The 15,518-nt window shown below is 70.9% G+C and carries 10 protein-coding genes; 3 read left to right on the top strand and 7 right to left on the bottom strand.

What is annotated here, in order from left to right:
* Positions 1–2 precede the first annotated feature (2 nt).
* Both icmF and ACFQ7F_RS00045 read left to right on the top strand, forming a co-directional pair.
* On the top strand, positions 3–3,221 hold the full coding sequence (gene icmF / locus ACFQ7F_RS00050) for a fused isobutyryl-CoA mutase/GTPase IcmF (RefSeq protein WP_383263619.1): 3,219 nt from the start codon (positions 3–5) through the stop codon (positions 3,219–3,221).
* Positions 3,222–3,278: 57 nt separating this feature from the next.
* Positions 3,279–4,142: a 3-hydroxybutyryl-CoA dehydrogenase gene (locus ACFQ7F_RS00045; RefSeq protein ID WP_383263616.1), complete on the top strand. Its 864-nt coding sequence runs from the start codon at positions 3,279–3,281 to the stop codon at positions 4,140–4,142.
* Positions 4,143–4,202: 60 nt separating this feature from the next.
* On the opposite strand, the gene ACFQ7F_RS00040 is transcribed toward ACFQ7F_RS00045, so the two are convergent.
* The 7 genes from ACFQ7F_RS00040 to ACFQ7F_RS00010 all read right to left on the bottom strand — a co-directional run bounded on the left by ACFQ7F_RS00040 (position 4,203) and on the right by ACFQ7F_RS00010 (position 14,662).
* Positions 4,203–5,732: a GMC family oxidoreductase gene (locus ACFQ7F_RS00040; protein WP_383263614.1), complete on the bottom strand. Its 1,530-nt coding sequence runs from the start codon at positions 5,730–5,732 to the stop codon at positions 4,203–4,205.
* A 53-nt stretch (positions 5,733–5,785) separates the two neighbouring features.
* The gene (locus tag ACFQ7F_RS00035; protein WP_383263611.1) at positions 5,786–7,747 is read right to left on the bottom strand and encodes an FAD-dependent oxidoreductase; all 1,962 of its coding nucleotides are present in this window, start codon (positions 7,745–7,747) and stop codon (positions 5,786–5,788) included.
* Positions 7,748–7,763: 16 nt separating this feature from the next.
* Positions 7,764–8,897, bottom strand: a complete 1,134-nt coding sequence (locus ACFQ7F_RS00030) for an acyl-CoA dehydrogenase family protein (protein ID WP_383263609.1) — start codon at positions 8,895–8,897, stop codon at positions 7,764–7,766.
* Positions 8,898–8,929: 32 nt separating this feature from the next.
* Positions 8,930–10,279, bottom strand: coding sequence for an FAD-binding protein (locus ACFQ7F_RS00025; protein ID WP_383263606.1), 1,350 nt, complete (start codon positions 10,277–10,279; stop codon positions 8,930–8,932).
* Positions 10,280–10,316: 37 nt separating this feature from the next.
* The gene (locus tag ACFQ7F_RS00020) at positions 10,317–12,818 is read right to left on the bottom strand and encodes an ATP-binding cassette domain-containing protein (protein WP_383263603.1); all 2,502 of its coding nucleotides are present in this window, start codon (positions 12,816–12,818) and stop codon (positions 10,317–10,319) included.
* An 11-nt stretch (positions 12,819–12,829) separates the two neighbouring features.
* Entirely contained in the window at positions 12,830–13,699 is an 870-nt protein-coding gene (locus ACFQ7F_RS00015; RefSeq protein ID WP_383263601.1) for a branched-chain amino acid ABC transporter permease, read from the bottom strand.
* Positions 13,700–13,840: 141 nt separating this feature from the next.
* The gene (locus tag ACFQ7F_RS00010; protein WP_383263598.1) at positions 13,841–14,662 is read right to left on the bottom strand and encodes an SDR family NAD(P)-dependent oxidoreductase; all 822 of its coding nucleotides are present in this window, start codon (positions 14,660–14,662) and stop codon (positions 13,841–13,843) included.
* A gap of 132 nt (positions 14,663–14,794) precedes the next feature.
* Between ACFQ7F_RS00010 and ACFQ7F_RS00005 the strand changes: the two genes are divergently transcribed.
* A partial coding sequence (locus ACFQ7F_RS00005; RefSeq protein ID WP_383263595.1) for an alcohol dehydrogenase catalytic domain-containing protein occupies positions 14,795–15,518 on the top strand: 724 nt, incomplete at its 3' end.

Genomic DNA, 15,518 nt, shown 5'->3' with positions numbered 1-15,518 from the left:
ACATGCCCGCGCGGCACCCCGTCCGCTTCGTGACCGCATCGAGCCTCTTCGACGGCCACGACGCGTCGATCAACATCATGCGGCGCGTTCTGCAGGCCCAGGGCGCGGAGGTGATTCACCTCGGGCACAACCGCTCCGTGAGCGAAGTGGTGGACGCCGCACTGGAGGAGGACGTCCAAGGGGTGGCCGTCAGCTCCTACCAGGGCGGTCACATCGAGTACTTCGAGTACTTGGTGGAGTTGTTGCGCGAGCGCGGCGCCGGGCATGTGCGGGTGTTCGGCGGAGGCGGCGGGGTGATCGTGCCGCAGGAGATCGACCGGCTGTCGCGGGCCGGCGTACGGATCTTCTCGCCGGACGAAGGGCAGCGGCTCGGCCTGGTGGGGATGATCCGGTCGATGATCGAGGCGTGCGACACCGCGCCCTGGGAAGAGGCGCCCGCTGAGGCCGGGCGCGTGCTTGCCGGTGAACGACCCGCGCTGGCCCGGTTGCTGTCCGGAGCCGCCGCCGGGACGGTGCCGGACGCGGACCTCCGGGCCATCGAGAAGGCGGCCGCCGCGCGCCAGGTTCCGGTGCTCGGCATCACCGGCACGGGCGGCTCGGGAAAGTCCTCGCTCACCGACGAGCTCGTACGCAGGATCCGTGTCGACCAGGGCGATGCGCTACGGGTGGCCGTGCTTGCCGTGGACCCGACACGGCGGCGTGGCGGGGGCGCTCTGCTCGGCGACCGCATCCGCATGAACTCGCTGGACGGGGACCGGATCTTCTTCCGCTCACTGGCCACCCGGGGCAGCGGCGAACTCCCCGAAGGGCTCGGCGAGTCGATCGCCGCGTGCAAAGCAGCCGGCTACGACATGGTCGTCGTCGAGACTCCCGGCATCGGTCAGGGCGACGCGGCGATCGTGCCCTTCGCCGACGTGTCGCTGTACGTCATGACGCCCGAGTTCGGTGCGGCGTCCCAGCTCGAGAAGATCGACATGCTGGACTTCGCGGACGTCGTCGCCATCAACAAGTTCGAGCGGCGCGGTGCGGAGGACGCTCTGCGCGATGTCGGACGCCAACTCGTCCGCAATCGCGAGTCGTTCGGCTCACGGCCCGACGACATGCCGGTGTTCGGCACCAGCGCGGCGACCTTCCATGACGACGGCGTCACCGCGCTCTACCAGCACCTGCGCGGGCTGCTCGCCGAGCGGGGGATGCCGGTCCGCTCCGGGGCGCTGCCCGAGGTGTCCGTGCGCCGTTCCAGCGGCGCGGCACAGATCGTGCCCCCGCAGCGGGCGCGCTATCTGGCCGACATCGTGGAAACGGTGCGCACGTATCACGCACACACCCACGACCAGACCGAGGCCGCCCGGCGGGTGCAGCAACTGGTCGCGGTACATGGGGATTTGGCAGGCGTGGGAGCACCGACCGATGACATCGATCGACTGCTCACCGGGGCACGGGAACGGCTCGACGAGAACGCCCACCGTGCGCTGGCGGACTGGCCCCGGACGGTACAGGCGTACAGCGGTGATGAGTTGGTGGTCACCGCAGGCGGCCGGGAGCTGCGCACCCGCCTGGTGGGCGCGTCACTCTCGGGCAGCCGGATTCCGCGGGTGGCACTGCCGCGATACACCGACCACGGAGAGCTGCTGCGGTTTCTGCGCGCGGAGAATCTGCCGGGTTCGTTCCCGTTCACGGCCGGGGTGTTCCCCTTCAAGCGGGAGGGCGAAGATCCTGCGCGCATGTTCGCGGGCGAGGGCGATCCGTTCCGTACCAATCGGCGCTTCAAACTCCTTTCCCGCGGCGGCGAAGCCACCCGCCTCTCCACGGCCTTCGACTCCGTCACCCTCTACGGCCGCGACCCCGACCCGCGACCCGACATCTACGGCAAGGTGGGCACATCGGGCGTCTCGGTGTCGACGCTGGACGACATGAAGGCGCTCTACGACGGCTTCGATCTGGTCGCTCCCACCACCTCGGTCTCCATGACGATCAACGGTCCCGCACCGACGATCCTCGCCTTCTTCCTCAACACCGCGATCGACCAGCAGCTCGACGCGTACACCGCCGAGCACGGCCACGCCCCGGACGCCGAGCGGGCCGGGGAGATCCGCTCGCACGTGCTGCGCAGCGTGCGCGGCACCGTGCAGGCCGACATCCTCAAGGAGGACCAGGGGCAGAACACCTGCCTGTTCTCCACGGAGTTCAGCCTGCGCATGATGGGCGACGTCCAGGAGTGGTTCATCGAGCAGGACGTACGCAACTTCTACTCGGTCTCCATCTCCGGCTACCACATCGCCGAGGCCGGGGCCAACCCCATCAGCCAGCTCGCCTTCACGCTGGCCAACGGCTTCACCTACGTCGAGTCGTACCTGGCGCGCGGCATGGACATCGACGACTTCGCGCCCAACCTGTCGTTCTTCTTCTCCAACGGCATGGACCCGGAGTACGCGGTGCTCGGCCGGGTGGCCCGCCGCATCTGGTCCGTGGCAATGCGCGATCGCTACGGGGCGAACGAGCGCAGCCAGAAGCTGAAGTACCACGTGCAGACCTCGGGCCGCTCCCTGCACGCCCAGGAGATGGACTTCAACGACATCCGCACCACGCTGCAAGCACTCATCGCGCTCTACGACAACTGCAACAGCCTGCACACCAACGCCTACGACGAGGCGGTCACCACGCCCACGGAGGAGTCCGTGCGCCGGGCGCTCGCCATCCAGCTCATCATCAACCGCGAGTGGGGCCTCGCCATGAACGAGAACCCGCTGCAGGGCTCGTACATCATCGACGAGCTGACCGACCTCCTCGAGGAAGCGGTCCTTACCGAGTTCGAGCGGATCAGCGAGCGCGGAGGTGTGCTCGGCGCGATGGAGACGGGCTACCAACGGGGCCGCATCCAGGACGAGTCCATGCTCTACGAGGAGCGAAAGCACGACGGAACGCTGCCGATCATCGGCGTCAACACCTTCCGCAAACCGCACACCGATGACGCGGCCCCGGCCTCGGTCGAGCTCGCCCGCGCCACGGAGCGGGAGAAGCAGTCCCAGCTCGCCCGCGTCCACGACTTCCAGACCCGTCACACAGACGCGGCCCGCGCCGCCCTCGCCGACCTCCGGCGGGCCGCGACAAGCGGCGAGAACGTCTTCGCCGTGCTGATGGACGCGGCGCGGGTCTGCTCGCTCCAGCAGATCACCGAGGCGTTCTTCGAGGTGGGCGGCGCCTACCGGCGCAATGTCTGACACCGCGAGCCGGTTACTGCCCTTTACCGCCTCTTACCACCTTCAGGAAGGATCTTCATGTCTGACATCTCGCGCCTCGGCGTCGTCGGGTGCGGCCTCATGGGCTCCGGCATAGCCGAAGTCGCCGCCCTGCGCGGCCTCGACGTCACCGTCGCCGAGTCGGCCCCGGGGCCGGCCGCCGCGGGCCGTGCCCGCGTCGTCGCGTCCCTGGACCGGGGGTTGCGGCGCGGCAAGCTCACCGAGGCCGAGCGCGATCAGGCCCTGGCCCGGCTCTCCTTCACCCATGATCTGGGCGATCTCGCCGACCGTCAGTTCGTCATCGAGGCCGTAGCCGAGAACCGCGAGGTGAAACTCGACATCTTCCGGCAGTTGGACAAGGTGATCGCCGCCCCGGACGCGATCCTGGCCACCAACACCTCCTCGATCCCCGTCGTCGACCTCGCCGTGGCCACCGGCCGCTCCTCCCGCGTCGTGGGCCTGCACTTCTTCAACCCCGTACCGGTGCAGAGACTGGTCGAGGTCATTCCGGCCCTGACCACCAGCGCCGACACGCTGACCCGCGCCCGCGAGTTCGCCGCCGAGCTGCTCGGCAAGGAGGTCATCCAGGCGCGCGACCGGTCGGGGTTCGTCGTCAACGCGTTGCTTGTGCCCTATCTGCTCGCCGCGATCCGCATGGTGGAGTCCGGCGCGGCCCGTCCCGAGGACATCGACAACGGCATGGAGCTGGGCTGCGCCCACCCGATGGGACCGCTGCGGCTGCTCGACCTGATCGGTCTGGAGACGGCGCAGGCGGTGGCCGACTCGATGTACGAGGAGTTCAAGGAACCCCTGTACGCCGCTCCCCCGCTGCTCCAGCGCATGGTGGCCGCCGGGCATCTGGGGCGTAAGAGCGGGCGCGGTTTCTACGTGTACGAGGGCTGATCGCATACGACACAGCCGGATGGCCGGGTCCGGCGGCCGGCTGTGTCGTGGCGTCGACGGTCAGACGTTCCTTCGCAGTTCGTCCGCGCAGCGTTCGGCCATCATCATCACGGTGGTGTTGGTCGGCTCCGCCGGGATGTCCGGCATGATCGACGCGTCGACGACGTACAGCCCGTCGACGCCGTGCACCTTGCCCTTCTGGTCGACGACAGCGGTGGGGGTGCCCTCGCCGCCCATGGCGCAGGTTCCGACGGCGTGACAGCAGGTGTTCTTGCCCTGGAGGACGACCCGCACCAGGTCGGCGTCGGAGGTCACGTCCGGCCCCGGCCATGTCTCTGCCCGTACGTACTTTCCCAGCGGGCCCGACTCCATGATCCTGCGGGTCTCGCGGATACCCGAGACCATGCGGCGCAGGTCGTCGGGATGGTCGAACAGGCCGAGCCGGATGCGCGGCGGGGCCTGCGGGTCGCGGGAGGCGATCTCCATGTGCCCCAGCGAGTACGGGCGGTACAGGACGAGCGGCACGAGCAGCACTCCCGGCTCCGGTGTGAGCACCACCGCGTGCAGGTCCACTTCGCCCCCGCTGTCGACGCCGCCCGAGGGGAAGGCGAGCACGGTCTGGAGGGGCGGCGTCAGCTCACCGACGGCCTCTTCGTCCACCGCGTAGGTGACGTACACCATCGCGTGGTCGCGGAGGTTGCGGCCCACGCCTTCGAGGGACCGCACCACCGGAACGGCCAGCTCGTCGAGCAGCCGCTTCGGGCCGATGCCGGAGCGCATCAGGATCGCCGGGCTGCCGATGGCTCCGGCGGCGAGAACGACTAGGTCGGCTTCCAGGCGGGCGCCGTCGGCCAGGACCACCGCGCGGGCGGTGCCGTCCTCGGTGAACTCGACCCGGTCCACGGTCTGTTCGCCGATGACGGTGAGGTTGTCGCGGTCGCGGGCAGGACCGAGGTAGGCAATGGCCGTGCTCTGTCGGACGCCGTCCTTGCGGTTGAGCGGGAGCGGCCCCGCGCCGCGTCGCGCCACGCCGTTCATGTCCTGGCGGACGGGGTGGCCTGCCTGCGCGCAGGCGTCCAGGAACGCGGACCCGACGGGGCGCAGCCCGTCGCCCTCGGTGAAGCGCGTGATGCGCACGGGCCCACCGGTGCCGTGCAGGTCTCCGCCGACCGGGTCGTCCTCCAACTTCTTCAGGTACGGCAGGACCTGCTCCCAGGACCAGCGGTCGTTGCCCAGACCTGTCCAGCGGGCGAAGTCCTCGGGGGTGGGGCGCAGGGCGTTGGCGGCGTTGACGGACGAGGAGCCGCCGATGACCTTGCCGCGCAGGACGGGGACGACTCCCTGCTCGACGACCCCGAACGTCGGGACGCTGTCGGCCTCGGCGACATCGTCGGTCGACGCGTAGCCCCAGTCGTGGGTGGTGAACCCGATCCGGTCGGCGTCGAGCACCTCCGGAGCGGTCTCCTGCGGGGTGCGGTAATCAGGGCCCGCTTCGAGCAGTGTGACGGTGTTGGTGGGGTCCTCGCTGAGCCGGGCGGCCAGGACACCCCCGGCGGAACCGCCACCACATATCACTATGCGACGCGCCATTGCTGCCTCTCTTCTTCTTTGATGAGGGGATTCACTGCTGGTGAGGAGACTCGCTAGAAGGGTTCGGCCCCGACGGCCTCCGCCGCAGCGCGTCCCTCCGCCATGGCGTGGGCGATGCGACGCGGTACGACACAGTCGCCGACGGCGTGGACGCTCTGGCCGTCTGCCGGCGTGACGTCGGGGCGGTGCGGGAGGCGTTCGCCGACCGTCACCAACAGGTCCGCGGGCAGGGTCGACTCATGGCCGTCCATGACGTGACGCAGTCGCAGCCCGTCCCCGGTCGAAGCCACGACCGTGCTCATCACGACGACATGCAGCGGCGCTCCGGACAGCCGGTTCAGCAACTGGGTGCGGTTTTCCGGCGAAAGACCTGTCGCGAAACCGTGGCCGGGCGTGATGACCGTGACCTCACGGGCCCCGGCCGCCAGTGCGCTCTCCACGGCGCTGACGCCCTGCCACCAGCCGAAGCCGTCGTCGAGGACGGCGATCCTGGGGGCGTGCGGCACCACGTCGGCGTACCGGAGGAGGAAGTCCGTGCTGGTGAGGGTCCCCAGCTCCCCGGGCACGGGCACGGCCGCCTCCCGGGCGCCGGTGGCGAGCACGATCCTGGAGTACCGGGCGAGTTCGGCGGACGTCGGCGTTGTCTCAAGGAGGACGCGGACGCCGAGGTCGGCGAGCTGGTCGCGCTGGTGGTCGACGATCTTCTGCCAGCCGGAGCGGTGCGCGGCGCGGGCGGCGAGACGTGCCTGACCGCCGACGTTCCGAGCGGGGTCGATGACGAGGACTTCCGTGCCGGTGCGAGCGATCCTCATCGCGCACTCCATGCCCGCGGGGCCCGCGCCGAGGACGGCGACGGGGCCGCTGCGGGAGCCGGGCCGGGTGAGCTGCGAAGGGCTGAGCCGCAGGGGTACGGCCGGGCGGGCCGTGGCTCCCGGCGGGCCGAGTTCGGGGTTCACCGAGCACGATCCGGTGGGCTCGAAGGTCCGGCAGCCCTCGTTGCAGTCCGTACAGGGTCGTATGGAGCGCTCGTCGCCGGCGACCGCTTTTCGCGCGAAGTCCGGGTCGGCGATGAACGGGCGTGCCATGCCGACCAGATCGGCGCCGGTGTCCAGCGCCCGTTCGATGTCGGCGACCGTCCGGAACCCCTGGCTGATCAGCAACGGCAGCGCGACCGCCGCGCGCAGCCGGCCCACGGACTCAAGGAGCGGCGGGCGGGTGGTGGCCATGCCGGGGACGTAGGTGTTGCGGACGCCGGTGGTGACATTGACGTACGCGAACGGCGAGGCGGCGTACAGGCGGGGCAACAGCTCGGTCAGGTCGTCGAGGCCGAGCCCGGAGTCCTCGCCCGGCTCCACCGAAACCCTTACGCCGATGGGGAGTTCACCGATCTCGCTGCGGATCGCGTCGATCACCTGGGCGAGCAGGGTGATCCGGTCGCCGTACTCGTCGTCGCGGGTGTTGTTGACGTGGGAGAGGAACTGGGCGAGCAGATAGCCGTGGCCCGCGTGCAGTTCGACGCCGTGAAAGCCGGCCTGCACGCTGTTGGCCGCCGAGACGCGGAACGCGTCGACGACATCGCGTACTTCTTCGGCACTCAGCGCGTGGGGTGCGGTCGCCTCACGCGGCGAACGGACGGCGGCGGCGGAGACCGGCGCGAAGTACGTGCCGGCGCCCAGGGTCTCGCGGCCGAGGTGGACGAGCTGTGCGAAGGCGATGGCGCCGCCGTCGGTGATGGCTTCGGCCCGGCGGCGTACGGCGTCCTTGATCTCGGGGCGCCAAGCCTCGGTCAGATAGCGCTGCGGCAGGGTCGACTCGGGCGCCACCGCGGTGCCGCCGGATATCACCATGGCGGCGCCGCCCTGCGCGAGACGCCGCCAGTAGGACGCGTCGGCCTCGGTGGGGGCGCCGTCGGCCACCGCGGCGGTGGCGTGTGCGGTGGCGACGAGCCGATTGCGGAGGGTGAGGCCGCCGAGCGTGAACGGGGTGGCGAGCGTGGCTGAGGTGCGTGGCGTCATGCGGCTCTGCTTCCGTTCAGGCGGCGGACGGCGGTGCGAGGCCGATGAGGTCGGCGATTCGGGCCCGATGCCGGTCCGCCGTACCGAACAGGACCTCGCTGCCGCGTGCCCGGCGCACGTACAGGTGGGCGGGGTGCTCCCAGGTGAAGCCGATCCCGCCGTGCAGCTGGACGTACTCCGCCGTCGCCAGGCGGAAGGTCTCGGAGCAGACCGCGGCGGCGGCACTGGCGGCCACCGGCAATTGGGGTGATGCGATGGCCACGCAGGCCGTCGCGTACGAGGACACCGAGCGCGCCGCCTCCAGCGCGACCAGCACATCGGCAAGACGGTGCTTGACGGCCTGGAAGGAGCCGATGGGGCGCCCGAACTGATGGCGCTGCGCCACGAACTCGACCGTCGCGTCCAGGGCGTGGCCGCTTCCGCCCACCTGCTCGGCGGCGAGCGCGGCCCGCCCCGCGTCGAGTGCCGCCGTCACATCGCCCGACTCCCCCACGGGCGTGGCGGGCGCGCCGTGGAACTCCACCCGTGCCTGGCGGCGCGTCTCGTCCAGGACGCGGTGCGGGGTGCGCACGCAGGTGTCAGGGACGGGCTCACAGGCGAACAGCCGCAGGCCTTCGGCGGTCCGGGCCCGTACGAGGATCAGGTCCGCGCCGGCGCCGTCGAGCACGAAGTCCGCCGCTCCGCGCAGCACCGGGCCCCCGGCGCCGGGCTCGGCGCTGATCCCGGGCTCTTCGTCGTGGAAATCGGCCACGGTCGCGGTGAGCGTACCGTCGGCGATCCGCGGCAAGTAGCGCGCGCACGCCTGCCGGTCACCGCTGCCGAGCAGGGCGTGCGCGGCGAGGACCACGGTGGGCAGGAGCGGCGCGCAGTACAGCGCGCGCCCGGACTCCTCCAGTGCCACGGCGAGTTCGGCGAAGGTGAAGCCGGACCCTCCGTACTCCTCGGGGATCGCGAGGCCGTGGACACCGATCTCGCCCGCGAGCCGCGCCCATACGGCCTCGTCGTGTCCGCGCGGAGTGGCCAGGTGCTTGCGGACATCCTCGGGTCCGCTCACTTCGGTGAAGAAGTCCCGCAGGACGGTGCGCAGTTCCCGCTGTTCCTCGGTTTCGGAAAGCAGTTGGGGGTCGATCTCAGGGTGACGGCGGTGCATGGAATCTCCAACGTGCTCGTGTGGTGGTGGGCTCAGGAGGCCGAGCCGTGGGGCGCCGACGCGGCGGCGGTCTCCGCGGCCGTCAGTCCGAAGACGAGGGCCGATGCGAGGCCGCCCGCGTAGGCGCGGTGCCACAGGCCGCCGGTGTCCGAACCAGCGGCGAGGAGCCCTGGAAGAGGGCGGGCATCCTCGCCCAGGACGCGGGCCCTGTCGTCGATGCGCACGCCGTGGAACGGGAACGTGATGGCCGGTGTCGTCTCGATGACGTAGTACGGCGGCTCGTCCAGCGGCAGGCGGTCCAGCTTCCGGCCAGGACCCGGCTCCACCCCGGCCGCGGCCTGCTCGTTGAACAGCTTGACGGCGTCGCGAACGACCTCGCCCTCGTAGCCCCACTCCTCGGGGAGGTAGGCCAGCTCGTCGAGGTCTTCGGCGAGTCCGACACGTCCGCCGCGCTTGTCGGCGATGGCGTACTTGTCGACGGCCACGGCGCCCTCGACGTACGAGCCGACGATCCAGTCGCGGAACACCCGGGCGTCGGCGATGAGGAGGCCGCGGCTCTCGGGCTCGTCGAGGAGGGCCATGGCGGTGAGATGGTCGCCCAGCGTCTCGTCGACGAACCGCTCGCCGCGCAGATTGAACAGCAGGGCGTGCTCGCTGTAGTACAGCGACATGTCGACGAAGTCCGCCGGGTCGGCGAAGGGGATACCGCTGGGGATGAGGTGGCCGTAGAAGCCTGCGTCGTCAGGTCCGGTGGCCGCGCCGACCTCGGTGGCGAGGCGGTAACCGCCACCTCGGCTGCGGCTGTTGGAGCGCAGCTGCATACGGTCGGCGTGGGGGTGCACATGGGCGGTGCGCAGGCCGACGTCGCCCTGGAAGCCTCCGGTGGCGATGAGGGTGGTCGTGGCGCGCACGCGTCGGCGTCCGCCGTCGGCACGGCGCACGTCGGCGCCGACCACGGTGCCCTCCTCGACGACGAGGCGCTCGGTCCCGGTCTCGAGCAGCAACTCGCCGTCGCCCCGCAGGATCAGCCGGCGGCAGGTGTCGACATAGTGGTTGGTGTCGAACTGGTGGCCGCGGCCGAAGCTGAGAACGGCCTGGGCGCCCTTGGCCTCCACTCCCAGGGACCGGATCCACGAGATGCCGTCGTCGAACCGGTCCACCAGGGCGTGTGTGAGTACGCGTTCTCCCCGTGGGTTGTGCCGGTCCATGATCTCCCGGTCGGGCGCGGTCCATGCGTAACCCGCGTATCGCGCGGAGCCGCCCACGTCCGGGGCGACCTCGACGACCACGACGGAAAGGCCGTCACGGACTGCTCGGGCTGCGGCGGTGAGGCCGGCCATGCCCGCGCCGATGACGAGCAGGTCAACACCTTCTTGGTGCATGGGGTCTTCTCCTCGAGCCAGCTATCGGTTGTCCGCATCAGCCCTGTGCGGCGGCCACGGGAGCGTCCTCTTCGCCGTCGAAGTAGGCCTGCTCGGCGTGGGCGAGGAACACGGCGTCGGCGGGCTCGCCACGGGTGGCGATGCGGCCGTCGTGCAGCACGACCACTTCGTGGGCGGCGGACGCGGCCCGGCCGAGCGACTGTTCGAGGAGTACGACCGTCATGCCCTCGCGGGCAAGCCTGCCGAGGCGGGCGTACACCTCGTCGACCATCGCCGGGGAGAGCCCGAGCGTGGGCTCGTCGACGATCAGGAGTTCGGGTCCTGCCATCAGGGCCCGGGCGATCGCCAGGATCTGCTGTTCACCCCCGGAGAGCCCGGCGGCGGGTATGCCCATCCGCTCGCGCAGCCGCGGCGGCAGCCATTCGCCGGTCTCCGCGAGCCTCGCCCGCAGGTCCGCCCCCTTGATGCCCGCGGCGTACGCGGCGACCTCCAGGTTCTCCCGCAGGGAGAGCGTCTTGAACAGTGCGCGGCCCTCTGGCACCAGTGCGCTGCGCAGCTCGCCGTCGACCACACGCCCGCCGCGGGTCGGCGCGAGTGTGCCGTGCAGGATGCGGCCAAGCGTGCTCTTGCCCGCGCCGTTGGCTCCCACAACACCGACGACGCTGCCCCGCGCGACGGCGAGGTCGATCCCGCGCAGGGCGGTGATCCCGCCGTAGGCGTGGTCCACACCGGTGAGCTGGACGGCGACGCGCTCGGTGACCTGCCGCGGCGGGGGCTCGCTCCGGGCGCCGCCCTCGCCCAGGTAGGAGGACCGCACCCGGGGATCCTCCAGGATCCTGCCGGGCTCGCCCTCGCCGATCGGCCTGCCGAAGTCGAAGGCGACCACGCGGTGGGCGACGGCGAACAGGTCGTCGAGGACGTGGTCGATGATCACGACGGCCGTGCCGCGCTGTTGCTGCCGCACGATCTGCCGTGCGAGCAGCGTGCGTTCGGTGGCGTCGAGGCCGCCGAACGGCTCGTCCAGGATGAGCAGTTCGGGCTCCTCCGCGAGCGCCCTGGCGAGGTCGAGGCGCTTGTGCAGGCCGAACGGCAACTCGGCCGGATAACGGTCCGCGACATGGGCGAGGCCGACGTCGTCGAGGAGTTCCGTGGCTCTGGCGCGGTGCTCCGCCGTGATGCGGCGCCGGGTGCAGAGCACGTTCTCCAGGACGGTCAGTTCGGGGAACGTCTCCGCGTGCTGGAAAGTGCGGCCGATGCCGATCCGTCGGCGCGCTGTGGCACGCGCCTTCAGCAGGGGTTTGCCATGAAAGCTGGCTCCGCCCGCGACCCGTCCGCCCCCGACGAGCCCCGAAAGGACGTTCAGGAGCGTCGTCTTGCCCGCGCCGTTGGGGCCGATGATCGCGAGGGTCTCGCCGGCCCGCACGGTCAGGGATGCTCCTTCGAGCGCCTTGAGACCACCGAAGGTGACCGCCACATCATCAAGTCTCAGTACTTCGGGCGCCGTTGCCCCGGGCGGGGGCGCCGGCTGCACGGGCTCATCGGGGAGTTCCGCGGCGGCCGTGACCTGCGGCGTGGGACGCCGAAGGAGGCGGCGGGCCATGCGGGCGAGGAAGAGCACCACTCCGCCCGGCAGGAACAGCAGCGTGGCGATGAGCACGACGCCCTGAAGGATCGGCTGTGGTACTCCCGCACTCTCGGCGGCCGTGGGCGCCCAGGTCAGGTACGCGCCGCCGACGACCGCTCCCAGCAGGGTTCCGGCGCCGCCGAGGACGCACGCGGCGATCAGCGAGATCGCCAGTGCCAGCGAGAACGGGTCGGGGCTGACGAATCCGACGACCAGGGCGAGCAGTACCCCCGCAAGGGCCGCGAACGCGGCGCTGACCGAGAAGGCGAGCGCCGACTGGATCTCCGGCGCGATACCGATCGAACGCGCCGCCATCGGGTGGGACTTGGCGGCGACCAGTCGCATCCGCAGGGCGGTGGGCCGCGCCAGTGCGGCCACGGCGAGCGCGACCCCGGCCACACCCACGGCTATGTACTGCGCCTGTGTTCCGGCGCTGGCCAGCGTGCCGAGGCCCAGGGCGCTGTGCAGCCCCTCCACCGGCAGGCCCTGGTCCCCGCCGGTCACGCTGATCCACTGACCCATCACCTCCATCGCCACCATGGTGAACGCGAGGGTGAGCAGAGCGACGTACAGCATGGAGAACCGGGCCCCGGCGCTCCCCAGGAACGCCCCGAATGCGGCGCTGCAGCCGAGCGCGCCGAGCAGCACGAGCTCCACCGACCAGCCGTGCCCGCTGCCGTAGGCCGCGAAGTAGGCGCCCAGGGCGAAGAACGCGGGGTGGGCGATCGACCAGATGCCGGACCAGCCCGCGAGCAGGCCGACCGAGAGGACGAGGACGGTGTAGACGGCCGCGAGCCCCACCGAGTAGGCCTGATACGGCGGCACGGCCCCGGAGCTCAGCAACACGATGAGCGCGGCCGCGACCAGCGGCCCGAGCATCACCTTGCCGAGGTGGGACCGAGTGACGAAAGGCATGGACCGCTCCTTCAGACCCGCTGGAATGTGCGCACGCCGAACAGCCCCTGGGGGCGGATCAGCAGCACGAGGATGGTGAACGTAAAGACAAAGGTGTCCCGGTATCCGGCCGAGACGTAGCTCGCGGCCAGGTTGTCGAGCACACCGACCGTCAGGCCGCCGATAACGGCGCCGTACATGCTGGTCAGGCCGCCGAGGAAGATCCCCGCGAAGGCTCGGAACAGCGGTGCGCTGAGCACGGTGGGCATGAGCCCCGCCCGGGGCGCGTAGAGGACCGCGGCCAGTACCGCGAGGCCGAGGCCGAGCGCCCAGGCGATCCGAGCGATGCGCTGCGAGCCGAGGCCGAGGATCTGCGCGGTGTCGGCGGACTCGGCGACGGCGCGCATGGCGGAGCCGATGGTGGTGCGTCCGAAGAGATACGCCACCAGCGCCATCGCGACCGCCGCCACGGCGATGGTCAGCAGGCTCTGCGCCGGTATCGCCGAGCCTCCGAACGAGACGGATCCCTCCACCAGGCTCGGGAAGAGCCGTGGCTGGTCGTCCCAGATCGTGCTGATGACGCTCTCCGCGATGAGCGAGACGCCCATGGTCATGACGAGCGCCGAGAGCAACTCCCCCTGCGCGAGGGGCCTGATCACCGTCTCCCGGACGGCCAGGCCGACCGCGATGCTCACCGCCATCGCGGCCACGGCGGCGAGAACGAGCGGCAGTCCCCGGTCGTACAGCGTCAACGCGCCGTACAGCCCGAGGGTCGCCAGGCTCGCGAGGGCGAAGTTGACCACGTCCGTCGCCCGATAAATGATCACAAGCCCGAGGCCCATCAGGCCGTACACCGCGCCGCTGGCGAGTCCACTCACCAGGACGAGCAGAAACTGATCCACGTCGACCGTCTCCTCGTGCCGGGCGCCCACACGCCCCGCACCTTGGTACTACTTGACACGAACTGAACTCAATTCACGAACGGTAAGCAGCCGTGCCCCGAGCAGGCAAGACCTCTGCACCGGTTGTTTCGCAGCTGGGGGTCAGCTGGTGAAACGGCCGCCGTTGGCAAGAAGTACGGCGCCGACCAGGTTCGCGGCCGCGTCGCTCGCCAGGAACAGGGCGATGTCGGCGATCTCCTCGGGCGTCGCGTACGGGCGCACGCGCGGGTCGGCGAATCCGCTGCGCAGCTCAGGCGGCGTCCGCGCGGCCATGCCGGTCTCCGTCGGTCCCGGCGCCACCACGTTCACCCGGACCCCCGAGGCGATGACCTCCTTGGCGACGGCCTGACTCAGGGCGTGCACGCCCGCCTTGGACGCGGCGTAGTGCGGATAGCCGACAGGGGTGTCGAAGGCGGACGAGGATCCGATGACGACGATCGCCCCCGCCCCCACCGGCCGCATCGCCCGCACCGCGGCGCGCAGCACATGGAAGGTCCCGTCCAGGTTGATCCGCAGGACGCGACTCCAGGCCGCATCCCCGAGCCGGTCCGTCACCTCCGGCTGACGGCCCGCCGCAAGAGCGTCCGCGATCTCCCGCTTGGCCTCCGGGTCGTCGACACCGGCTGCGTGCACCAGCACATCGAGGCGTCCGTACCGCCTCACGACGTCCTCGACCGCCGTGTCGACCGCGGCCGCGTCCGCGACGTCGAGCGGGACCGCGCTCGCGGCGCCGATCCCTTCGGCAACACCCTTGGCACTGTCGGCATTCACGTCGGCCAGGACCACGGCCCGCGCCCCCTCGGCGGCCAACTGCCGTGCGACTGCCGCACCCATCCCCGAGCCGGCCCCGGTCACCATCGCGACCTTGCCCTCGAACCTGACCGCTTGCCGCGCATCGCTGTTCATCTGCGTCTCCTCACCCATGACTTGATACTGAACTGACTTCGTCTCTGTTACCGTGACCGGCGTCGCGTCGGATTGACAAGAGCCTGGACGGTGAACATGGCGGCGGTGGACATGAGGGCAGTGCGGCTCACGGCATGGGGACGGGAACCCTTGCTCGACGAAGTACCGCGACCGGTGCCGCGTGAGGCCGAGGTTCTGGTGAAGGTGGAAGCCGCCGGACTCTGCCATTCGGATGTGCACGTCGTCGACGCGGCAGCGGGCACGCTCCCCTACCGCCTGCCGTTCACCCTCGGGCATGAGGTCGCGGGACACGTCGCGGCCATCGGACCCGCTGCCGACGGCACGCGTATCGGTGATCGCGTCGTCGTCCACGGCCCGTGGGGCTGTGGGTCCTGCGCACACTGCGCCGCGGGCAGGGACAACTACTGCGACCGGCGCGGCGAACTGTCCTGGCACGGAACCGGTCTTGGCAGGGACGGCGGGATGGCCGAGTGCGTGCTCGTCCCGTCCGCCCGTCATCTCGTGCCGATCGGCGATCTTCCCGCCGACCAGGCGGCACCGCTCTCCGATGCGGGCCTGACGTCCTTCCATGCGATCGCCGGGTTGCGGCACGCGCTCGGCGAAGGCACCACCGCCGCGGTCATCGGCGTCGGCGGGCTCGGCCACCTGGCGGTCCAGATCCTGCGCGCGACCACCCCGAGTCGTGTGCTCGCCGTCGACATCCGCGACGAGGCCCTCGCGCTCGCGCACCGGTGCGGCGCACACGTCGCCACCTTGTTGCGCGAGGACACCGCTCAGGTGCTGCGGGCGCGGACCGACGGCGTGGGCGTGGACGCCGTACTCGACTTCGTGGGCACCACGGCCACACTCGAAC

The organism is Streptomyces sp. NPDC056486, from assembly GCF_042795295.1.
Lineage (GTDB): Bacteria > Actinomycetota > Actinomycetes > Streptomycetales > Streptomycetaceae > Streptomyces.
Note: the sequence above shows the minus strand (reverse complement) of the source record. Positions and strands in the feature narration are given on the sequence as shown.